Annotated in this window: 18 protein-coding genes; 4 read left to right on the top strand and 14 right to left on the bottom strand. The window is 61.9% G+C overall.

Annotation, left to right across the window (positions count from 1 at the left end):
* Positions 1 to 196: 196 nt before the first annotated feature.
* From PQQ53_RS01720 to PQQ53_RS01730, 3 genes are all read right to left on the bottom strand, one after another.
* Positions 197 to 1,924 carry a YfjI family protein gene (locus PQQ53_RS01720; RefSeq protein WP_408323165.1) on the bottom strand — a complete coding sequence of 576 codons (1,728 nt, stop codon included), beginning with the start codon at positions 1,922 to 1,924 and terminating at the stop codon, positions 197 to 199.
* A 100-nt stretch (positions 1,925 to 2,024) separates the two neighbouring features.
* The gene (locus tag PQQ53_RS01725; protein ID WP_408323166.1) at positions 2,025 to 2,789 is read right to left on the bottom strand and encodes a hypothetical protein; all 765 of its coding nucleotides are present in this window, start codon (positions 2,787 to 2,789) and stop codon (positions 2,025 to 2,027) included.
* 102 nt (positions 2,790 to 2,891) lie between these two features.
* The gene (locus tag PQQ53_RS01730; RefSeq protein ID WP_408323167.1) at positions 2,892 to 4,238 is read right to left on the bottom strand and encodes a tyrosine-type recombinase/integrase; all 1,347 of its coding nucleotides are present in this window, start codon (positions 4,236 to 4,238) and stop codon (positions 2,892 to 2,894) included.
* Positions 4,239 to 4,610: 372 nt separating this feature from the next.
* On the opposite strand from PQQ53_RS01730, the gene PQQ53_RS01735 reads away from it, so the two are divergent.
* Complete coding sequence (locus PQQ53_RS01735) at positions 4,611 to 5,198, top strand: LysE family translocator (protein ID WP_408323168.1); 588 nt, start codon at positions 4,611 to 4,613, stop codon at positions 5,196 to 5,198.
* Positions 5,199 to 5,257: 59 nt separating this feature from the next.
* Here the strand turns inward: PQQ53_RS01735 and PQQ53_RS01740 are convergent, their stop codons facing one another.
* The 7 genes from PQQ53_RS01740 to PQQ53_RS01770 all read right to left on the bottom strand — a co-directional run bounded on the left by PQQ53_RS01740 (position 5,258) and on the right by PQQ53_RS01770 (position 11,139).
* Complete coding sequence (locus PQQ53_RS01740; RefSeq protein ID WP_408323169.1) at positions 5,258 to 6,103, bottom strand: AraC family transcriptional regulator; 846 nt, start codon at positions 6,101 to 6,103, stop codon at positions 5,258 to 5,260.
* A 137-nt stretch (positions 6,104 to 6,240) separates the two neighbouring features.
* Entirely contained in the window at positions 6,241 to 7,035 is a 795-nt protein-coding gene (locus PQQ53_RS01745; RefSeq protein ID WP_408139779.1) for an ABC transporter substrate-binding protein, read from the bottom strand.
* Positions 7,036 to 7,173: 138 nt separating this feature from the next.
* A complete protein-coding gene (locus PQQ53_RS01750; protein ID WP_408139781.1) occupies positions 7,174 to 8,328 on the bottom strand; it encodes a pyridoxal phosphate-dependent aminotransferase in 1,155 nt (384 codons plus the stop codon).
* 317 nt (positions 8,329 to 8,645) lie between these two features.
* The gene (gene dbpA / locus PQQ53_RS01755) at positions 8,646 to 10,049 is read right to left on the bottom strand and encodes an ATP-dependent RNA helicase DbpA (protein ID WP_408139783.1); all 1,404 of its coding nucleotides are present in this window, start codon (positions 10,047 to 10,049) and stop codon (positions 8,646 to 8,648) included.
* Positions 10,050 to 10,077: 28 nt separating this feature from the next.
* Positions 10,078 to 10,278: a hypothetical protein gene (locus tag PQQ53_RS01760; RefSeq protein ID WP_121316200.1), complete on the bottom strand. Its 201-nt coding sequence runs from the start codon at positions 10,276 to 10,278 to the stop codon at positions 10,078 to 10,080.
* A gap of 103 nt (positions 10,279 to 10,381) precedes the next feature.
* On the bottom strand, positions 10,382 to 10,813 hold the full coding sequence (cadR, locus tag PQQ53_RS01765) for a Cd(II)/Pb(II)-responsive transcriptional regulator (protein WP_042327268.1): 432 nt from the start codon (positions 10,811 to 10,813) through the stop codon (positions 10,382 to 10,384).
* Positions 10,810 to 11,139 (bottom strand): hypothetical protein, encoded by a 330-nt coding sequence (locus tag PQQ53_RS01770; protein WP_408323170.1) that lies wholly within the window; start codon positions 11,137 to 11,139, stop codon positions 10,810 to 10,812. Before PQQ53_RS01770 ends, cadR begins: the two co-directional genes overlap by 4 nt.
* Before the next feature lie 81 nt (positions 11,140 to 11,220).
* Between PQQ53_RS01770 and PQQ53_RS01775 the strand changes: the two genes are divergently transcribed.
* Positions 11,221 to 13,335, top strand: coding sequence for a heavy metal translocating P-type ATPase (locus PQQ53_RS01775; RefSeq protein ID WP_408323171.1), 2,115 nt, complete (start codon positions 11,221 to 11,223; stop codon positions 13,333 to 13,335).
* A gap of 74 nt (positions 13,336 to 13,409) precedes the next feature.
* On the opposite strand, the gene PQQ53_RS01780 is transcribed toward PQQ53_RS01775, so the two are convergent.
* Positions 13,410 to 14,456 carry a helix-turn-helix domain-containing protein gene (locus PQQ53_RS01780; protein ID WP_408323172.1) on the bottom strand — a complete coding sequence of 349 codons (1,047 nt, stop codon included), beginning with the start codon at positions 14,454 to 14,456 and terminating at the stop codon, positions 13,410 to 13,412.
* 305 nt (positions 14,457 to 14,761) lie between these two features.
* Here PQQ53_RS01780 and adh point away from each other — a divergent pair, with 305 nt between their 5' ends.
* Both adh and PQQ53_RS01790 read left to right on the top strand, forming a co-directional pair.
* Positions 14,762 to 16,282, top strand: coding sequence for an aldehyde dehydrogenase (gene adh, locus PQQ53_RS01785; protein WP_408323173.1), 1,521 nt, complete (start codon positions 14,762 to 14,764; stop codon positions 16,280 to 16,282).
* Between the two features lie 65 nt (positions 16,283 to 16,347).
* Complete coding sequence (locus tag PQQ53_RS01790; RefSeq protein ID WP_408139792.1) at positions 16,348 to 16,743, top strand: DUF779 domain-containing protein; 396 nt, start codon at positions 16,348 to 16,350, stop codon at positions 16,741 to 16,743.
* 30 nt (positions 16,744 to 16,773) lie between these two features.
* Here PQQ53_RS01790 and eutC read toward each other — a convergent pair whose 3' ends face one another.
* From eutC to eat, 3 genes are read right to left on the bottom strand one after another with little or no spacing between them, the layout of a single operon-like run.
* Complete coding sequence (gene eutC / locus PQQ53_RS01795; protein WP_408323174.1) at positions 16,774 to 17,571, bottom strand: ethanolamine ammonia-lyase subunit EutC; 798 nt, start codon at positions 17,569 to 17,571, stop codon at positions 16,774 to 16,776.
* On the bottom strand, positions 17,568 to 18,962 hold the full coding sequence (locus PQQ53_RS01800; RefSeq protein ID WP_408155988.1) for an ethanolamine ammonia-lyase subunit EutB: 1,395 nt from the start codon (positions 18,960 to 18,962) through the stop codon (positions 17,568 to 17,570). The genes eutC and PQQ53_RS01800 overlap by 4 nt, the downstream gene beginning before the upstream one ends.
* Positions 18,963 to 19,010: 48 nt before the next feature.
* The gene (gene eat / locus PQQ53_RS01805; RefSeq protein WP_408139798.1) at positions 19,011 to 20,414 is read right to left on the bottom strand and encodes an ethanolamine permease; all 1,404 of its coding nucleotides are present in this window, start codon (positions 20,412 to 20,414) and stop codon (positions 19,011 to 19,013) included.
* Positions 20,415 to 20,591 lie beyond the last annotated feature (177 nt).

Raw genomic sequence — 20,591 nt, forward strand, 5'->3', positions numbered from 1 at the left:
GGTCACGCGCGGCAGTCATGCGGTCATCCTGCGATCGGGTAGCGGGTCATCCGACAGTCCGGCAGGAGAGCCATCTCTGACCATTCTTGAAAACATTTATCCTACGCACAATGAAAAATCGCCTTTCTCACCCTAGAAAGGCGAAAAAGGCGATTTTTTCTTATTCGCTACTCAAAAAAATAAGATCATCATCCGGCTAGCGGGAGCGAGGCCTGAGCCACGGGTTATCGAGGTCGAAGAAGAACTCGTACCTGTCGCTGCCTGCACGGCCGCATATTTCGACGGACTCTCCTGGCAACCTGCTCCGATTCGGCAGGTCCTTCGCGCTACGTCGCTCTGCCTCTCGGATGACAACGTTCCCCTTGGCATGCAGCCAATCGAGCACGGGTCTGAAATTCTCAGCCGTCTTCAGCCCATATTTCGAACAGTTGGTGCGAAGGGTCTGCACGGATACGCTACGGACCGGTGCATAGTCTCTCGGCAAATTCTCCAAAGAACCGCCATTCAAGCGCTCCAGCATGCCCTTGAGTTTCGACAGGACATATTCAGCCATCTCGCGCATCCGGGCTTCCTGATTGAATACTCGCTTGAACTCGTTGAGATACCACTTCACGATATGATTGGCATCCTTAACCGTTGATTTCGGAATTGCTACGTCATTAGCCGTTTGGCTATCTATCTCGCCACGCTCGAAAAAATGAAAGAGCGCCGATAGTCTTGCTACATGCTCGGCAAAACGATTGGCAAATTCCCGTTCATTTTCAAGCTCACCTTTTTTTGCCATGCTCCGCTCAACTGCGTTGTACATCTCCTCCCAGTATTTTTGAGCTTCGGGCTCGAAGTGCAAAGTCCTTCTGGTAGACTCCCGATTTTCGATATTCGCGTGCGAGTGTGAAAGCAGCTCTTGAACCCGTTTATTAAGGCGGTCGATCCACACGGTCGAACGGTCTTCTGGTCTTTTGAAAATACGTTTCCCATACGGTGTATCAGGCCTCGACAAAAGCACTCGGGACATTAGTCCAATGCCTTTGGCGAGCTCCCCTTTTCGTTCCACGAAGCGCTCAAATACGATCGGCTGAACCATGAGCGATAAAGTCAGTCGCGGATCGTGGACGAAAAAACTCTCCTGTTTCGCGCGGCCAACTACATCAATCGAGCCACCTTCCCACAGGTGATCGAGGCATGCCATGTCGGATTCGCCTTTGGAATTGAGAATTCCAGCGGCTTCATCCGAGAACAGTCCGGCTGCGGGCCAATTCTGCGCCAGACTCTGCTCAAGCTGGCGTATCGGGATTTTCGAATACAAGACCCGTTGTAATCGTGGCGGGCGATGATCGATGGCTTGCCGGTTGAGTTGGGCAAGCTCCCGCGTTATCGCCTCCGCCTCGTCGCCCGCTTTCTGCGCGAGTTTCTTTGCCTCGGAATCTTCACTTATGGACAGCATTCTGGATTTGCGAAGTAATTGCCCTTCGGCCTTTTCCAGTTCACGGACTTTTCGTCGCGCTGCTGCCTGGTCGAGTTCATAGGCAGTGATGTCCGCCTCGAACACCGCGCGTCTGGCAAGGTCGTATGCCTCAATCGGCTTGACAACCAGTTGGTCTGCACGCGATTTACGCGACCCCGTATCTGCTACCGTCAGGAGGAAAAGCGAACATACCGATTTATGGTCGTCGGCTATGCCGCGATCCACCCAGATCAGGTCCTGGCATGCGAGCGAAACAGCAGACAACACCGCCTGCGCCGCGATCGGCACAGACAGACCGTCGTTCTTGCAAATTTCGATAACTGCCCCCTTTAAGGTCTGGGGCAAGGCTTCCCACGGGTAGCTTTCGTCTTCAGGATAAAAATCGGGGAAAACAGGTTTGTCGTTATCCCCGGCAACGGGTTCCGCCAGGTCTACGGCGGATTTGTCGTCGTCGGTCATTCACCATCCTTCTGCGGTTTTTGTTGCGCCAGCATGGAAAGCGGCGCATGGGCTGCTGCCAAAGTACCGGCTGGCGTGAGTTTTGTTGCCCCCCGGCAACCTATTCCTTGCCGACGATGTCACCGCTGCGCAACTGCCGCACCTCCTCAACCGGCCAAAGCACTCGGCGGTTCGGCAGTTTCGTTGGGCGAACTCCGTGGTAGCTTCCCTCGCTGGAATACCGTTTCCGAATGGATTGAGGATCAACAGCCATCACCGCCGCAAACTCGTCCGTAGAGAGGAAGTCGCGATTTTCGGGAATCGGCATCGGTACGCGCGCTGCCAACTTCCGGGGACTGGCCGGAATTTCAGATGCAGGTGTGGGCACGGCGACCGGCGTTGCCCCGGCTAACACCGCCCGCATCGAATCGACTATCGCCATCGACTGTGCGGCGTGTTCAACAATCTGTAACGGAATAAAGTCGACCTGTCCCGGCGCAGGCTTGCCGACGATGATATCAATGAAGAGCGGTAGCCAATCCGTGTCGATCTCTTCGCCCTCAAACCAGTCAATGAACTGGTGAGGCGTGACCTTCGTTGGCGTAGTCTCGCCGCTTTCTTCATCATCGCGGCACCGTTCGTCCCAGCCGCGCATGATTCGGCGGGCGTCATGGAAACGGGCATGGCTGGCATTGGGGAGCGGTGCTCCATCTAGCCCCACTCCGCCATCCGGAATCTCCTTGCAACCCGTCGGCGCAAGAATGCCCGACATGATGAGTGCTCCTTCGACCGGCGTCCATGTCGCACGAGCAAGACATTCCTTCAACACAGCATAAAGTCGCTTTGCGGCAGCGACGCGCTCTTGCGGTGATTGGTGATCCGCCATAGCCCCGTTATTTCGTTCGAGTAGTTAATGACGAGCATTCTAGCCGACAGCCGATCTCACGCGGATCGCCACATAAGGGCCTATCGGCCAATTACTTGAGGATCACGTCGCGTCGACCTTAAACGGAATACCAGCTTGTTCCAGCATCCATGATTCGATCTTGTCGTGCCACATTCGCAGCAAGTCGAGCGGACGACGTCGGTAATGCTTCTCGGCAATTGCGGACGGTTTGTGTCCCTGTATCTGCGCCACAACGCCAACCGGCACCTCGACCCATTCCGATAACGTCCCAAACGAACGCCGCAGGCCGTGCAACGTGAGGTGCGGAAGGCCGGCAGCTGCCAACGCCTTGTTGTGCCCGATGCGCGGCTCGGCAATCTTGCCGTCCTCCGAAGTCTTACTGGGGAAGACCCATTCCGATGGCATCCACTCCTCGCCCCTCTCCTTGAGGCGTGCAAGTTGCCGGCGCTCCGGCGGAGTCTCGTTCAGCCGTTTCAGGTTCATCAGCAGGGTCGCGAGGTATGGAGTCAGCGGAATGGTCCGCCCTCCGGTTCCCTCCACCTTGTCGTCCAGCACGAGACTCCGCCAGCGGAAATCGACGTCTTCCCAGCGGAGCCCCGCCCACTCTTCCCGGCGCGCCCCGGTGATCAGCAACCCTTGCAGGTAAGCGCTATGAACTGGATTGGCAATCTGGCGAACTTCGCGATACCACACCGGAAGTTGCTCCCGCTGCAACGAGTCGCCGTCCTTCGCCTTGACGCGAGGGATAACGTCGCGAACATCCCGGGTCTTGTAGGCGTCGGCCGGAACGATGCCCTTGAAAGCTGGCGTGTCGTCCACCCAGCGGATAAATCCTCTAAGCAAGCGAAACGACAGCGCAGACATCGTCGGCCGCTCCCGCGATTCGGCCGCGAGCCATCCGGCGATCCGTTCACTGGTCAACTCGGACAGCTTCAGGGGGCGAAGCACCGCCAAAGGACCGGGTTGCGTTACACCCTTGCCGCGCTTCTTTGGCTGGCCTCCTTCGTCCGCGTGCTGTTGGTGATCGCGGTAGTGGCGCTCCCCCCAGAACGGCTTGCGACTCTCCAGGTATTCCTTCCACACAACACCAAACGTAGCATCTTGCCGCCGGGCTTCGGCACGACGCGCCTCATGGGCGGCCTGTTGCTCCGCGCGGACCTCGCGCGGATCTTTGCCGTCATCGATTAGCGTTTTCAGACGGGCAGCCTCGGTACGTGCCCGCCCAAGATCCCATGCCCGGACATCCCCAATTGTCATCCGGATCGTCTTGCCGAAAAGGCGGGACTCGAAGATGTACGCCCTCGCCCCCGCAGCCGTAACGCGCAGCCCGAATCCCGGCGTCTTTGCATCCCAGTATATTGTTTGCAGCTTGCAGGGCTCACATTCGAAGCTATCGACTCGAGCCGCCGTGAAGTTCTGTTTGCTCACTCTTTTCCCGTGTAGGCATCATGTAGGCAAATACTAGGGAAATCAGTCTGCATGAGTCAACAAGAAAATCCGTAGAATTCGGCCAAAGCCCTTATATACAAAGGATCTTACGTGCCTACACGGATATCAATCCACATGAGGGAATGAGACGTCGCTCGGACTCTTAATCCGTAGGTCGAGTGTTCGAGTCACTCACGCCCCACCAAAGTTTTCAAAACAAAAAGCCCGGTCCTTGCGACCGGGCTTTTTGTTTTTCTAGCGCCCTTCAAGCGCTCCCCTGCAAAGCAATTTCCTTCAATACATCCCGCCTCTAGCCCGATACCGTTGACCGTCGCCATTCCTGCGCAACGCACTCACGTATCGAGGCACCTGATGACCGTCTTACTCTCCATGGCCGCCTTCGCGCTCGCCAGTTCCATTTCCCCCGGCCCGGTGAACGTCGTCGCGCTCAGCGCGGACGCCCGGCACGGACTCGCCGCGAGCATGCGGCACGTGAGCGGTGCGACCGTCGGCTTCACCGCGCTGCTTCTGCTCATCGGCCTGGGTCTGCATGAGTTGCTCACCCATTTCCCCAACCTCATCGACATCGTCAAGTGGGCCGGCATCGCCTTCCTGCTTTACATGGCGTACACGCTCACCATCGACGACGGCCGTCTCGGCGCGGACAAACCGTCTCGCGGCCCGTCCTTCGCCCACGGGGCAGCGATGCAATGGCTCAATCCGAAAGCCTGGCTCGCGTCGCTGGCCGGCATGGGCGCCTATGCGGCCAACGGCGACGGCGGCCTCGTTTGGCAATTCACCGCGTTGTACTTCGTAATCTGCTACGTGTCGATTGCGAGTTGGGCGTACGCAGGCACGTTCCTGCGCAAATACTTGCAGGAACCGGCGCGGGTCAGGCTGTTCAATCGCGTGATGGCGGCGCTGCTTGCGGCCAGCGCGCTATATCTGCTGATGGAGTGATCACGTGACGCGACGCGCCGGCTGCACAGCTCAGCGCACTCGCCAGGTCAAAGTCAAGTTCAACTGCGATACTGCCCCGGCGTCGCCGCGACCAGTCGCTTGAACGTCCGTTGCAAATGCGCCTGGTCGGCGAAACCCGCATCCAGCGCGACATCCGCGATCAGGCGCCCGCGCCTGAGTTGCGCGCGGCTGTATTGAATGCGCCGGTTGATCAAATAAGCGTGCGGCGTCATCCCATAGCGCTGTTTGAACGCGCGAATCAGATGCGACGCGGACAACTCCGCCACCTCGCACATGTCTTCGAGTGTCAGCGAATGCGTGCAGTTTTCAGCGATGAATTCCGCAGCCCGCGCCAGTTGCTGGCTCGCGTCGCAGTCCGGCAAGGACGCCGGATTCAGCTTTTGTTGGACTTCGGAGAAGAAGGTGATCGCCGCGCTTTCCTTGCGCAGCGTGTCGGCGTCGCCGTCGACCAGAATCGCGCACAGCCGGTTCAAGCCATCGAACAACGCCGCATCCAGCGTCATGGTCTGCGAGAACGCGCAAAACGCGCGGTTCGCGCTAAAGCCCAGTTCGTGTTGCAGCCCCGTGAGCCATTCGACATCGACATGCAGCATGCGATACGACCAGCGTTCGTCGGCGACCGGGTTGCACGCATGCACGTCGTCCGGGTTCATCATCACGACCGCGCCGGCGCCGATCCACTCACGCGCATGGCGGTTCAGATACACGCTGCGGCCGCCGGTCACGGCGCCGATCGAAAACGTCTCGTGCGAGTGTTTGGCGTAGCAGACCTCCCGGCCGTCGTCGATCGAACGCGCTTCGATGAACGGCAGCGCGTCGCTGCGCCAGAACTTCGGCGCAGAAGCGCTCTTAACGTGGCTTGCTGCCTCTGTGACCCCGCTCATCCGCGTGCTCTCCGATGCGTGCATAGACCTCGCCGCAGCGAGGCCTACGTATCGTAGCCGCCAAACACGCCATCAACAAGCAAACACCGGGAAAGCTTCAACATCACCGCGCGTGCGGATGCGGATGCAGCAATGACTTACTTCGCACTCACATCGATGTTGCCGAGATACTTCGTCGCCAGCGTCTTCACCGTCCCGTCGGCCTGCACCTTCGCGATTGCCGCGTTCAACTGATCACGCAGCGCCGTATCGCCCTTGCGAATCCCGTAAGCGATGCCGCTGCCGAGAATCTTGTCGTCACGCACCGGCTGGCCGACGAACGCGTAGTCCTTGCCGTTAGGCTTCGACAGAAAACCCGTTTGACCCGCGGGCGCGAGCACGAGCGTCGCGTCGAGGCGACCGGCCACCATATCCGTGTAGACCTGATTCTGATCCTGGTACGGCACGACGGTCACTCCCGCCGGTTCCCAATGCGTCTTCGCGAAGGTCTCCTGAATCGACGCCTGCAACACGCCGACCCGCTTGCCCTTCAACGACTCGGGCGTCGGCAGCAAGCTGCTGTCGCGCCGCGCGATCAATTGCGTCGGCACGCGATACACGACCGTGGTGAAATCGATCGCCTGACGGCGCTGCTCGGTCGCGTTCATCGCCGAATTGATCGCGTCGAACTTGCGGCCCTGCAGCGCGGGAATCAATCCGTCGAACGAGGTCTCGACCCACTTGCACGTCATGTGCGCGGCGGCGCAAACAGCATTGCCCACGTCGATATCGAGCCCCTGCAACTCACCGTTCGGGCCTTTCGATTCGAACGGCGGATACTGTGCTTCGACGCCGAAACGCAGCGTCGCAGTGTCGGCGGCACTCGCGGCGGACGATGCCGCGAGCGACGCGAACGCGCAGGCCAGCACCAATAGAGGCTTGAGCAACTTCATAGCGAATCCCTTTCTTCTTTCGATTTCATCGTATCGCCCGCGCCGCGGCATGCCGATGCACGGCGGCGCAACGAGGCGCGATGATCATACTGCGTTCAAAAAACCAGCCAGCGCACGCGGCCACATTCGTCAGCGTGCTCAGATCTCGCACAAACGCCGCGCGCCTTCGAGCAGCGTCGCGTCGTCCTTCGAGAAGCTGAGCCGGATCAAACCGGAATCCGTGCCGTCAGTGTAAAACGCGGACAACGGAATCGTGGCGACGCGCGCATCGCGAATCAGGCGCAGCACGAAATCGCTGTCGCTTTCATCGGAGAAGCCGCGAAAACGCGCGAGCATGAAGAAGCTGCCTTCGCTCGGCAACAATTCGAAGCGCGACTCGTGCAGCGCGTGCGCGAGCAGATCGCGCTTCTTCTGATAGAACGCGGACAGGCCGAGATAACTTTCGCGATTGGCCAACGCATCGGCGAACGCGTACTGCATGGGGGTATCGGCGGAAAAGACCATAAATTGATGGACCTTGCGAATCTCGTCCATCAGCGCGGCGGGTGCGAGGCAATATCCGACGCGCCAGCCGGTGACGTGATACGACTTGCCGAACGACGAGACGATCACGCTGCGCTCCGCGAGCTCGGCATCGCACGCCATGCTCTGATGCTTCGCGCCGTCGAACACCACGTGTTCGTAGACCTCGTCGGCGAGAATCACGATATCGGTGTTGCGCGTGAGCGCCTTCAACCGCGCGACGTCGGTCTCGCTGAACACGGTCGCGGTCGGGTTGTGCGGCGTGTTGATGATGATCATGCGGGTCTTCGGCGTGATCGCGGCGGCGACCTCGTCCCAGTCCACCCGGAAGTCGCTCAACGAGAGTTTGATCGCCACCGGCGTCGCGCCTTGCAGCCGGACGATCGGACCGTAGCTGTCGAACGACGGCTCGAAGTAGATCACTTCGTCGCCGGGATGCACCAGTGCGCTGATCGTCGAATACAGCCCTTCGCTCGCGCTCGCGATCACGGTCACTTCGCTGACTGGGTCGTAGCGCACGCCATACAGCGTTTCGACCTTGTCGGCGAGCGCTTCGCGCAACGCGGCAATGCCGGCCATCGGCGCGTACTGGTTGTGGCCGGCGCGCATTGCTTGCGCCACACCGTCGACCAGTTTCGCGTCCGGCGCGAAATTCGGTGCGCCTTGCGACAGGTTCAGCGCATCGTATTGAGCGGCCAGCTGGCCGATCACGGTAAAAATCGTCGTGCCTACGTCAGGCAGTTTCGAGCGGGCTTGCATGGCGCTCTGCATAAGGCTTTCTCCCTTTCTTCATCCAGCCGCGGATTCAAGGACGCACCGACAGTGCGGCGGTCTTTCCGGTCTGGTGATTAGGCATCAGCCAAAGAACCGTCACAATCGAAACTTTGTCATGCGCGGCATGCGTTTACGTCATGACGCGCGCGAAAGCGCACCGCGCCCGGTGAAGCCAATCGGATCAAAGCCTTGGGGGAGGAAACCGGGCCGTGGAAAGCACCCGGGATAAAGCGCAGGTATGACGTAATGTGATGCGCGAAGGGAGCCGGCCGCGAATGCCGCCGTCCCTTGTCTTGCCCTGAGAGCGGGCGCTATCAGGCGTCGTCCATCAGGCGGACCTTGACCTTCTTGCCCTTCACCTTGCCGGCGCTGAGCTTGCGCAGCGCGTCGCGCGCGATGCTGCGCTCCACCGCCACGTAGGTCGACATTTCGGTCACGTTGATCTTGCCGATCTGCGAGCCGGCGAAACCCGCCTCGCCGGTCAGCGCGCCGAGCACGTCGCCGGGGCGGATCTTTTCCTTGCGGCCGCCGAGAATCTGCAGCGTTTCCATCGGCGGCAACAGTCGCTCATTGCTCGCCGCCGTGAGTTCGGACAGCTTGTGCCATTCGACTTCGCGCTTTTGCGCCTGTTCGAGACTGCCGACACGGCCCATCTCGTTCATGCTCGCGAGACTCAGTGCCCAGCCTTCCTGATCGGCGCGGCCCGTGCGGCCGATACGGTGCACGTGCACTTCCGGGTCCGGCGTCACGTCGACGTTGATCACCGCTTCGAGCTGCGCGATGTCGAGGCCGCGCGCGGCGACGTCGGTGGCGACCAGCACCGAGCAGCTGCGGTTCGCGAACTGGATCAACACCTGATCGCGTTCGCGCTGATCGAGTTCACCGTGCAGCGCGAGCGCATGAAAACCTTGCGCGCGCAGCACGTCGAGCAGATCGCGGCACTGCTGCTTGGTATTACAGAACGCGAGCGTGCTGACCGGCCGATAGTGATTCAGCAGGAGACCGACGGCATGCAGCCGCCCGTCTTCGGTCACTTCATAGAAGCGCTGGCGAATCTTGGTGTTGTCGTGCCGCTCGGCGAGCTTCACTTCCTTCGGATTGCGCAGAAACTGCTGGCTCAGCTTGACGATGCCCTCGGGGTATGTCGCCGAGAACAGCAGCGTTTGCCGCTCTTTCGGGCATTGCTTCACGACGGTCGCGATGTCGTCGAAGAAACCCATGTCGAGCATGCGGTCGGCTTCGTCGAGCACCAGCGTGTTCAGCGCCTGCAACGGCAGGCTGCCGCGTTCGAGGTGATCCATGATGCGGCCCGGCGTGCCGACCACGATGTGCGCGCCGTGTTCGAGGCTGGCCGTTTGCGGACGCATCGGCGTGCCGCCGCACAGCGTCAGCACCTTGATGTTTTCTTCCGCGCGCGCGAGGCGGCGGATTTCCTGCGTGACCTGATCGGCGAGTTCGCGCGTCGGACAAAGCACCATCGCCTGCACGGCGAAGTTGCGCACGTCGAGGCGCGCGAGCAGCGCCAGCGAAAACGCCGCGGTCTTGCCGCTGCCCGTTTTCGCCTGGGCGATCAGATCGTGGCCGGCGAGCGCGATCGGCAGGCTCGCGGCCTGAATCGGCGTCATCTCGACGTAGCCCAGCTGCGTCAGGTTCGCGAGGGTCGCGTCCGGCAGCGGCAGTTCGCTGAACGGCGCGCCGGCGGTGGTGGGACTGTTCATAGGGGGAGGGTTCGCTATTGGCTGGAGACTAGTCGGCCATGGGGCCAGGAGCGGGACGGCCTTCGATCTGTTCGTACAGCACCGAGCCGTCTTCGCCGTCGAAACGCTCGACGTAATTGCGCGCGCCGCACATCGGGCAACGGAACAGCAGCCCCTGCCCTTCGTTCTTGATGACGACGTCCGACAGTTCCCACTGCGCGTCGCAGGACTGATTTCTACAGGTAAACACGTTGATTCTCCAACTGGATTCGGTGGTTTATTGGGCGGGCCGCACGAACGGCCCGGCCATGAAGGGGTCGCCGCGCTCTATCACGCGACGCGGCCGGAACGCTTCAGCCCAGATGCGTATGGCGCGCACGCGGCGCGCTCACATCCATTTCGCTCAGGCCGTGCACGATGCCGCAGTCTTCCACGGCCTGTTCGCCGTGGCATTGCTCGCGCAACGTGGTCAATTGCAGTTTCAGTTGCTTCAGCTCGTCGATGCGCGTGTCGACGTGCGCGATGTGCTCGTCGATCAGCGTATTGATGCCGCCGCAGCCGTTTGCCGGTGCGTCGGTCAACAGCAGCAACGCGCGGATTTCGTCGTGGGTCATGTCGAGCGCGCGGCAATTGCGGATAAAGCGCAAGCGCTCGACGTGCTTCGCCGTGTAACTGCGGTAATTGGCCTCGGTGCGATCCGCTTCGGGCAACAGGCCCTCTTTCTCATAGAAACGGATGGTTTCGGTCGTGCAATGGGCGATTTTCGCCAATTCGCCGATTTTCATGGACCCTCCGGATAGCGGCCTTGACCTTGTAGTGGCTTCAAGGTGTTTACTAGACCACAAATCGAACCAGGAAGCCACCAATGCGTCACGTCAGCGAATCCGAAGCAGACCGTCATGAAGAGGGAAAAGCCTGTGCTCATGGGCTTGAGGGGCATGCTCATGAGCATGGGGACACGCACGGGCAGGACGGGGGCTGCGGGCATGAGCATGAGCATGAGCATGAGCATGAGCATGGGCATGGGCATGAGCATGGGCATGAGCACGGCGACGGCCATTGCCACGATCACGGCCACGTGCATGCGGATCGGCGCGCCCATCACACCCACGCTGCCGCCGCCTGCTGCACACCCGCAACCGCGGTCTCCGCCGCCATCCCGCTGCCGCGATCCGAAGCCATCGGCGACGACATGCGCACCGCGATCCGCATCATGCAAATGGATTGCCCGACCGAGGAAGCGCTGATCCGCAAGAAATTCAGCCGCATGGCCGACGTGCGCAGCATGGACTTCAACCTGATGCAGCGTGTGCTGACGGTCGTCCACGCGCCGCATGCGCTCGATGCGATCCTCGCTGTGCTCCGCTCGCTCGACTTCACGCCCGAACTCGCCGACGCCGCCCCCGACACAGCGCCCTCCGGCGTTTCCCCCACGCCGCCCAGGCCGTGGTGGCCGCTCGCGCTCGCCGGGGCGGCTGCGGCGGGCTCAGAGGCCGCTGGCTGGCTCGGCGCACCGGCCTGGCTGGCTGCGGCTCTGGCGCTCCTCGCGATCGTCTCCTGCGGCCTCACAACGTACCGCAAGGGCTGGCTCGCGATCCGCAACGGCAACCTGAACATCAACGCGTTGATGAGCATTGCGGTGAGCGGCGCGCTGATCCTCGGCCAGTGGCCGGAAGCCGCGATGGTGATGGTGCTCTTCACGATCGCCGAATTGATCGAGGCGAAGTCGCTCGATCGCGCCCGCCATGCGATCCAGGGCTTGATGCAACTCACGCCGGAGCAGGCGAGCGTGCGGCAGCCCAACGGCGGCTGGCAACTCACGAGGCTCGAAGCGATCCCGCTCGGCGCGGTGGTGCGCGTGAAGCCGGGCGAGCGGATCGCGCTCGACGGCGAGGTCGTCGCGGGCCGTTCCAGCGTGGATCAGGCGCCGATCACGGGCGAGAGCCTGCCCGTCGACAAAACCACCGGCGACGCCGTGTTTGCCGGCACGATCAACCAGGCGGGCTCACTCGACTATCGCGTCACGGCCGCGTCCAGCAACACGACGCTCGCGCGGATCATCCACGCGGTGGAGGAAGCGCAAGGCACCAAAGCGCCGACCCAACGTTTCGTCGACCAGTTCGCGCGGGTGTATACGCCGATCGTGTTCGCGATCGCGCTCGCCGTCGCGGTCGTGCCGCCGCTGCTGTTCGGCGCAGCGTGGCACGAGTGGGTCTACAAGGCGTTGGTGATGCTGGTGATCGCCTGTCCGTGCGCGCTCGTGATCTCGACGCCGGTGACCATCGTCAGCGGGCTCGCAGCCGCCGCGCGCAAGGGCATCCTGATCAAAGGCGGCGCCTACCTCGAACAGGGCCGCAAGCTCACCCGGCTCGCGCTCGACAAGACCGGCACGATCACGCATGGCAAACCGGCGCAGACCGAGTTCGAACAGCTACACGGCGCTGACAGCATTGCAGACGCCCTACGCTACCGGGCGCTCGCGGCGAGTCTCGCCGGGCGCTCCGACCATCCGGTATCGATCGCGATCGCGGCGGCGGCGGCGCAAACCGGCGGCATCGAACACCTCACGGTCGATGCATTCGAAGCGCTGGCGGGTCGCGGCGTGCGCGGCGTTATCGACGGCGCGCCGTATTGGCTCGGCAATCATCGGCTGGTCGAAGAACTCGGCCGCTGTTCGGCGTCGCTCGAAGCGCGCCTCGACACGCTCGAAGGCGAAGGCAAAACCGTCGTGATGCTGGTGGACGCGCAGCGCGTGCTCGCGCTCTACGCCGTCGCGGATACGGTGAAGGAGACGAGCCGCGCCGCCGTCGCCGAATTGCGGCGGCTCGGCGTCGCCACGGCGATGCTCACCGGCGACAACCGGCACACCGCCTCTGCGATCGCTCAGCAGGTCGGTATCGACGAAGCGCGCGGCGACCAGTTGCCGCAAGACAAGTTGAACGCGGTCGCTCAATGGTCGGCTGACGGGGCAACGGTCGGCATGGTCGGTGACGGCATCAACGATGCGCCCGCGCTGGCACGCGCCGACATCGGCTTCGCAATGGGCGCGATGGGCACCGACACCGCGATCGAAACCGCCGACGTCGCGCTGATGGACGACGACCTGCGCAAGATTCCGCAGTTCATCCGCCTGTCGAAGGCGACGCATGCGGTGCTGGTGCAGAACATCGCGTTGGCACTCGGCATCAAGAGCGTGTTTCTCGTGCTGACGTTGATGGGCCTCGGCACGATGTGGATGGCGGTGTTCGCCGATGTCGGTGCAAGTTTGCTGGTGGTGGGCAACGGGCTGCGTCTGTTGCGCAAGTGAGTTACGTGCGGATGCGAGGCGCGTGTTGCCGGGGCCAGGGCCGCGGGATCATTACATGTCCGCCGCCCGCTCGCCTAGTGAGTGAGCAACCCTGCTTCCGCCATGCCGTGACGAACGCTCACCGCCGCCTTCAACGTCTCCGACGGGCGCATGCCGAATAGCTTCCGGTAATCGGTCGCGAACTGGCTCAGATGCCAGAAGCCCCACGCCGCCGCAACATCCTGCACCGAACGCGATTCGCGCGATGCATTCGACAGATCGCGCCGCGCGCCATTCAGGCGAATCGCGCGCAGATAGGTGGCGGGCGCCATGCCGAGCACGTCCTGAAAGCAGTACTGCAGCGTGCGCCGGCTCACATGCAACCGCTCGCACAACTCCGGCACGCTCACCGCGCGCTCGCGATGAGCCAGCACGTACTCGCGCGCTTCCGACACGATCGACTGCCGACGCGGACGCGCCGGCATCGCAACCGGTTCCGCAGCCGGCCACGCGCCGACGTCGAACAGCGACGCCAGCACCGACGCCTGCAGATTGTTGCGCGCGAACGCAGACAGCGGTGCGCCGCTCGCCGCGCCGTCGTCGAGCAATTGACGCAGCGATGCACACAAGCGCGCCTTGCGCGCCACGCCGATCGGCACGACTTCGGTGTGCGGCACATGATCGGCGAGACCGACGCGCTCCACGTCCGCCGCATAGCGGCGCAGCACGTCGCCCTTCACCACCACGCCAAAAATCTCGTAGCCCGCCGAGGTCAGCAGTTCGAATTCCACGCCGCCGGGGCGAAACGCGAGCGCGTCGCCCGTGATCACCTGCGCGTCGATGCGGCCCGAACCCGCCGGGCAAGTCGGAATGCCGAACCAGTACGCGTCCTTCTGCACCTCGCAGGTTTGCCGCAACGTGTGGCTCGTCGTCTCGACGAACACCTGCATGTGGTCGACGCACAACTCCGTCAGTTCGCCGACGAAGCAGCCCGCGGTCAACTGGTCGTAGGTCTGGTTCCAGCCGTGCAGATTGCCCGCCTGTTCGTCGGCATCGTGAGCGACGCGCGTCTGCACGCGGAAGCTCGGCTGCGGCGCGAGCGTCGGACTGGTGAGGCTGTCGTCTCGGGTATCGGTCGTCATACCGGACCTGCGCAAACGGAAGGGTGAAGAGAATAGCAAGGCAAGTCCCATGCCGAACACACTTATCGCGCTCTCGCCCGCGCCCCATGTTCAATTCATGAACAGCGCAGCACACACTGGTCAGAAACGAAACGCTCTAGCGCCCTGGCCTGAACAGCGCCGCGCCCGATGCCGTGCGCCGATGCTTGCTGCGCGTGCACGGATCACCGGCGCGGTGCATTGGCACACTTCTGGCTCTAGGCTGTCACGGCCGAGCGATATATCGCGCCGAATATAGCCCATTCAAACATGTGAGGAGTACACAGATGAATCATGCGGAGATGCAATTTCTGACCACCGAATTCCCGTACAAGAAGCAGTATGCGAATTTTATCGGCGGGGAATGGGTGAAGCCCGTGGGCGGCGAGTACTTCGACAACGTGTCGCCGATCACCGGCGAGCCCTTCACGTCAATCCCGCGTTCACGCGAAGCCGATATCGAACTCGCGCTCGACGCCGCACATCGTGCGAAAGTCGCATGGGGTAAAACCTCCACGGCGGATCGCGCGAACATCCTGAACCGCATCGCCGACCGGATGGAAGCGAATCTGCAACGCCTCGCGGTCGCCGAGACGATCGACAACGGCAAGCCGCTGCGCGAAACCATGGCTGCCGACATTCCGCTCGCGATCGATCACTTCCGCTATTTCGCCGGCGCGGTGCGCGCGCAGGAAGGCTCGATCTCCGAGATCGACGACGACACCGTCGCTTATCACTTTCATGAACCGCTCGGCGTGGTCGGTCAGATCATCCCGTGGAATTTCCCGATCCTGATGGCGGTGTGGAAGCTCGCGCCCGCGCTGGCCGCCGGCAACTGCGTGGTGCTGAAGCCCGCCGAGCAAACGCCTGCTTCGATCCTCGTGCTGGTCGAACTGATCCATGACCTGCTGCCCGCAGGGGTGCTGAACGTGGTGAACGGCTTTGGTCTCGAAGCCGGCAAGCCGCTCGCGTCGAACAAGCGCATCGCGAAGATCGCGTTTACCGGCGAGACCACGACTGGCCGTCTGATCATGCAGTACGCGAGCCAGAACATCATTCCGGTGACGCTCGAACTGGGCGGCAAGAGCCCGAACATCTTCTTCGCCGACGTGATGAACGCGGACGACAGCTACTTCGACAAAGCGCTCGAAGGCTTCACGATGTTCGCGCTGAATCAGGGCGAAGTGTGTACGTGTCCGTCGCGCGTGCTAATCGATGAAAAGATTTACGACCGCTTCATGGAACGGGCGTTGAAGCGCGTCGCCGCGATTGCACAAGGGCATCCGCTCGACAGCAAGACGATGATCGGCGCGCAAGCCTCGCAGGAGCAGCTCGAAAAGATCCTCTCGTATGTCGATCTCGGCAAACAGGAAGGCGCCGAATGTCTGATCGGCGGTGAGCGCAACACACTCGGCGGTGAACTGAGCAAGGGCTATTACATGAAGCCGACCGTGTTCCGCGGCCACAACAAGATGCGCATCTTCCAGGAGGAAATCTTCGGACCGGTGGTGTCGGTCACGACCTTCAAGACCGAAGAGGAAGCGCTGGAAATCGCCAACGATACGCTCTACGGTCTGGGCGCCGGCGTCTGGACACGCGACGGCACCCGCGCCTATCGCTTCGGCCGGCAAATCCAGGCGGGCCGCGTGTGGACCAATTGCTATCACGCGTATCCGGCGCATGCGGCGTTCGGCGGCTACAAGCAATCGGGTATCGGCCGCGAGAATCACAAGATGATGCTCGACCACTACCAGCAGACCAAGAACCTGCTCGTGAGCTATAGCGAGAAGCCGCTCGGGTTCTTCTAAGCGTTAGCGGTCCGACCAGGGCGGGCCACGTTGCGCGGCTCGCTCTTTTTCAGCGAGGGCATGTGATGGCCGATGAAAAAGAAGTCGCCCGCGTGATCGCGACGCCTGCCGCTGTCGAGTTGATCGACAAGCTGCGTGCCGAACATGGGGAGGTGCTGTTCCACCAATCCGGCGGATGCTGCGACGGCAGCGCGCCGATGATGTTTCCGCGCCACGAGTTCATGGTCGGCGGGTCCGATGTGAAACTCGGAACGATCGCCGACGTGCCGTTCTACATGAGCGAATCGCAATTCGAATACTGGCAGCACACGCAATTAATCATCGACGTTGTGCCCGGCAATGGCGGGATGTTTTCTTTGGAGCGCCCGAGCGGCATGCGGTTTCTCACGCGCTCACGGCTTTTCGAAGACGACGAGAACGCGTGGCTGGAAATCCATCCGGTGGAACGGGCGGATGCGTGATGGCGGATGTTGGGTCGCTTACGCCGTGGATTACGTCGCGGCCTTGTTTGAATTATCGCCGATAGCGGGTGTTGCTGGGCTGCTTGGCAGCAGCGCATCACTATCGTCTTTCAGGCCGACGCCGGTGAGTCCCAGGCGACGGGCGTGCGTCAGCAGGTAATGCAACTTGTGCGCGGCCAGCGGGTAATCGAGTCCTTCCGGGCGCACGTTCGAAATGCAGTTGCGTTGCGCGTCGCTGCACCCTACTTTCGGCGCATACGTCAGGTAGATGCCGAGACTGTCGGGCGAACTCAAACCGGGCCGCTCGCCGATCAGCATCACCACGATCTTCGCGTTGAGCAACTCGCCGATCTCGTCGCCGAGCGCGACGCGTGCCTGCCGTGCCACCACCACCGGGCCGATCGACCAATCCGAGAGCCTCGGGCAAACGGCTTGGAGCAGCGGGACTGATTGCTTCGATGCGGCGAACGCGGAAAGCCCGTCGCCGATCACGAACACCACATCGCTCGGCGCGGCCTGCATCTGCGCGAGCATCGCGCGACTCTCCTCCGATAACCGCCTTCCCAGATCAGGACGCCGCAAATAATGCTCACGATCGGGCGCCGCGCTATGCGCATCCAACGTCGTGAAGCCTTGCGTGCGCAACTGCTCGTGCAACACATCGGCATCGAGCGGATGATGCACCGCGTCGCGCGCCTGCGCATGCGACAGGTTGAACGCGAGCAACGGCGCAGTCGGCAAACTGCTGCCCGCGCGACCCAATGCGATGCGCGCGTTGGTAAACTCGCGCAGCGCGTTCCACGGGTTCTTTTCGAGGAAGTCGCTCATGCGATACCCATCCAGTCGCGCGCGCCTTCGAGCAGCGGTTGTTGCGGCGATGCGCTCAACAACGCACCGCGTGCGTCGGTGATCTGCATCGACTCCAGCCACTCCTCGAATTCCGGCGCGCGGCGCAAACCGAGCACGTCGCGCACATACAGCGCGTCGTGGAACGACGTGCTCTGATAGTTGAGCATCACATCGTCCGCGCCCGGAATGCCCATGATGAAATTGATGCCCGCAACGCCGAGCAGCGTCAGCAGGTTGTCCATGTCGTCCTGATCGGCTTCGGCGTGGTTCGTGTAGCAGATGTCACAACCCATCGGCACGCCGAGCAGCTTGCCGCAGAAGTGGTCTTCGAGACCGGCGCGCGTGATCTGCTTGCCGTCGTACAGATACTCCGGTCCGATGAAGCCCACCACGGTGTTCACGAGGAACGGATTGAACTTGCGCGCCACCGCATACGCGCGCACTTCGCAGGTCTGTTGATCGACGCCGAAATGCGCGTCAGCCGACAACGCGCTGCCCTGCCCGGTTTCGAAGTACATCAGATTGTTGCCGACCGTGCCCCGTTGCAGCGACAGCCCCGCTTCATACGCTTCCCGCAGCAGCGCGAGCGAAATGCCGAAGCCCGCGTTCGCTTTCTCCGTGCCCGCGATCGATTGAAACACCAGATCGACCGGCGCGCCTTTTTCTATCGCGGCAATCGTGTTGGTGACGTGCGTCAGCACGCACGATTGCGTGGGCACCTGATAGCGCTGCCGGAACTCGTCGATCATCAGCAACAGCTTCGTGATCGCGGCGAGATTGTCGCTCGCCGGGTTGATGCCGATCATCGCGTCACCGCAACCGTACATCAGGCCATCGAGCATCGAGGCGGCGATGCCTTTGACGTCGTCGGTCGGATGATTCGGCTGCAGACGCACCGACATGTGGCCCGGTAAGCCAACCGTGTTGCGAAAGCGCGTAATCACCGGACGTTTGCGCGCCGCCAGGATCAGATCCTGGTTGCGCATCAGCTTCGAGACCGCGGCAACCATCTCCGGCGTGAGGCCGGCGGCGATACGCGTGAGCGTGTCCGCATCGGTCGTGCTGCTCAGCAGCCAGTCGCGGAAATCGCCGACCGTCAGATGCGCGATCTCGGCGAACGCTTGCGGCGAGTGATCGTCGATCACGAGACGCGTGACCTCGTCGCTTTCGTACGGGACCAGCGCTTCGTTAAGGAAGGTGCGCAACGGCACCTGCGCGAGCGCCATTTTGGCAGCGACGCGTTCTTCTTCGCTCGCCGCCGCAACGCCTGCGAGTTGATCGCCGGAACGCTGCGGGCTGGCCTTCGCCATCAACGTTTTCAGATCGGCGAAGCGATACGTGCGGCTGCCGATCGACTCGGTGTAGCTCATGTTTACGACTCCATCGCCGCTGATCGCGCAGCGGCTCGATTCGTCACGTCATTCTTCGAGCAAGGCGTCCGCGGGCGCCGCCTCGCGTTGATGGCGCGTCAACAGGAAGTAAACGTAGCCCAGCGCGAGGAAGATCGCGAACACGATCGCCACCAGAAAATTGAAGTAGACCATCGTCGCCAGACAGATCACCGCCGCCACCAACGCAAATGCCGGAAAGAACGGAAACAGCGGCGCACGAAACGGACGCTCCATGTTCGGCGCGCTGCGGCGCAGCTTGAACAACGCCAGCATGCTGATGATATACATCACGATAGCCCCAAACACCGACATCGTCACGATGTTTGCCGTCAGCGTCTGGCCGCCGAACTGGATCAGCTCGTCGCTGTAGATCGCGGCGATGCCGACCACGCCGCCCGCGAGAATCGCGCGATGGGGTGTCTTGAAGCGCGGATGCACCTTCGAAAGCCAGTCCGGCAGATAGCCCGCGCGAGCCAGCGCGAAGATCTGCCGCGAGTAGCCGAGGATGATGCCGTGAAACGACGCGACCAGACCGAACAGGCCAAGCCACACCAGCATATGCATCCAGCCGCTGTGTTCGCCGACGATGAATTTCATCGCTTGCGGCAGCGGGTCGTTGATGTTCGACAGTTTGGTCCAGTCACCGGCCGCGCCGGCAAACACCATCACGCCGATCGCGAGCACGACCAGCGTCAGAATGCCGGTGACGTAGGCGATCGGAATCGAACGCTTAGGGTTTTTCGCTTCTTCGGCCGCCATCGCGACGCCTTCGATCGCGAGGAAAAACCAGATCGCGAACGGAATCGCCGCGAACATGCCGTGAAACGAGCCCATGCTGAAGGTGTTCGCGCCGGCCCAGCCGCCCGTCGTGAAGTTCGACCAGCGGAAACCCGGCGACACGACGCCCATGAAGACCAGCAGTTCGAAGATTGCAAGCAGTGTCACGCACAACTCGAAGGCCGCGGCGATTTGCACGCCGACGATGTTCAACGCCATGAACACGAGATATGCGCCCATTGCAGCGTGTTTCGGTTCGAGGCCGGGAAACTGCACATGCAGGTAAGCGCCGATGGCTAGAGCGATGGCCGGTGGCGCGAATACGAATTCAACGAGCGTTGCGGCGCCCGCAAGATAGCCACCGGTCGGACCGAACGCCTGGCGCGCGTAGGCGAAGGGGCCGCCCGCGTGCGGAATCGAGGTCGTGAGTTCGGTGAAACTGAAGATGAAGGTCGTATACATCGCGGCGACGAAAATCGCCGTGATGACGAAGCCGAGCGTGCCGGCGCTCGCCCAGCCGTAGCTCCAGCCGAAATATTCGCCGGAAATGACGAGGCCGACGGCAATGCCCCATAGCTGCCATGTGCCGAGCGTCTGCTTCAGCTCGTGATGCATGGCCTGACCGATCGACTGATGATTGGACGCTGGCTTCATCGGATGCTCCTGAGTTCGCGTTTGCGGGTTGACGCGGTTTGCTCGACGCCGCAAGGCTTTGCGGTGCGTGGGCCGACAGGCTTCAGCCGATGGTAGGGAGCCATTATTCGAGGGTGTTATCGAAATTCGGCAAAGTTGTGGGCGCGTTTGCGTGTTAGCGGGCGCTTAACTGTGTTT

Source organism: Paraburkholderia strydomiana, assembly GCF_046030495.1.
Taxonomy (GTDB): Bacteria; Pseudomonadota; Gammaproteobacteria; order Burkholderiales; family Burkholderiaceae; genus Paraburkholderia; species Paraburkholderia strydomiana_A.

Coding starts and splice junctions, on each gene's coding strand:
- PQQ53_RS01720 (WP_408323165.1), bottom strand. CDS start 1,924: ATGACCGACGACGACAAATCCGCCGTAGACCTGGCGGAACCCGTTGCC.
- PQQ53_RS01725 (WP_408323166.1), bottom strand. CDS start 2,789: ATGGCGGATCACCAATCACCGCAAGAGCGCGTCGCTGCCGCAAAGCGA.
- PQQ53_RS01735 (WP_408323168.1), top strand. CDS start 4,611: ATGACCGTCTTACTCTCCATGGCCGCCTTCGCGCTCGCCAGTTCCATT.
- PQQ53_RS01740 (WP_408323169.1), bottom strand. CDS start 6,103: ATGAGCGGGGTCACAGAGGCAGCAAGCCACGTTAAGAGCGCTTCTGCG.
- PQQ53_RS01745 (WP_408139779.1), bottom strand. CDS start 7,035: ATGAAGTTGCTCAAGCCTCTATTGGTGCTGGCCTGCGCGTTCGCGTCG.
- PQQ53_RS01750 (WP_408139781.1), bottom strand. CDS start 8,328: ATGCAGAGCGCCATGCAAGCCCGCTCGAAACTGCCTGACGTAGGCACG.
- dbpA (WP_408139783.1), bottom strand. CDS start 10,049: ATGAACAGTCCCACCACCGCCGGCGCGCCGTTCAGCGAACTGCCGCTG.
- cadR (WP_042327268.1), bottom strand. CDS start 10,813: ATGAAAATCGGCGAATTGGCGAAAATCGCCCATTGCACGACCGAAACC.
- PQQ53_RS01775 (WP_408323171.1), top strand. CDS start 11,221: ATGCGCACCGCGATCCGCATCATGCAAATGGATTGCCCGACCGAGGAA.
- PQQ53_RS01780 (WP_408323172.1), bottom strand. CDS start 14,456: ATGACGACCGATACCCGAGACGACAGCCTCACCAGTCCGACGCTCGCG.
- adh (WP_408323173.1), top strand. CDS start 14,762: ATGAATCATGCGGAGATGCAATTTCTGACCACCGAATTCCCGTACAAG.
- PQQ53_RS01790 (WP_408139792.1), top strand. CDS start 16,348: ATGGCCGATGAAAAAGAAGTCGCCCGCGTGATCGCGACGCCTGCCGCT.
- eutC (WP_408323174.1), bottom strand. CDS start 17,571: ATGAGCGACTTCCTCGAAAAGAACCCGTGGAACGCGCTGCGCGAGTTT.
- PQQ53_RS01800 (WP_408155988.1), bottom strand. CDS start 18,962: ATGAGCTACACCGAGTCGATCGGCAGCCGCACGTATCGCTTCGCCGAT.
- eat (WP_408139798.1), bottom strand. CDS start 20,414: ATGAAGCCAGCGTCCAATCATCAGTCGATCGGTCAGGCCATGCATCAC.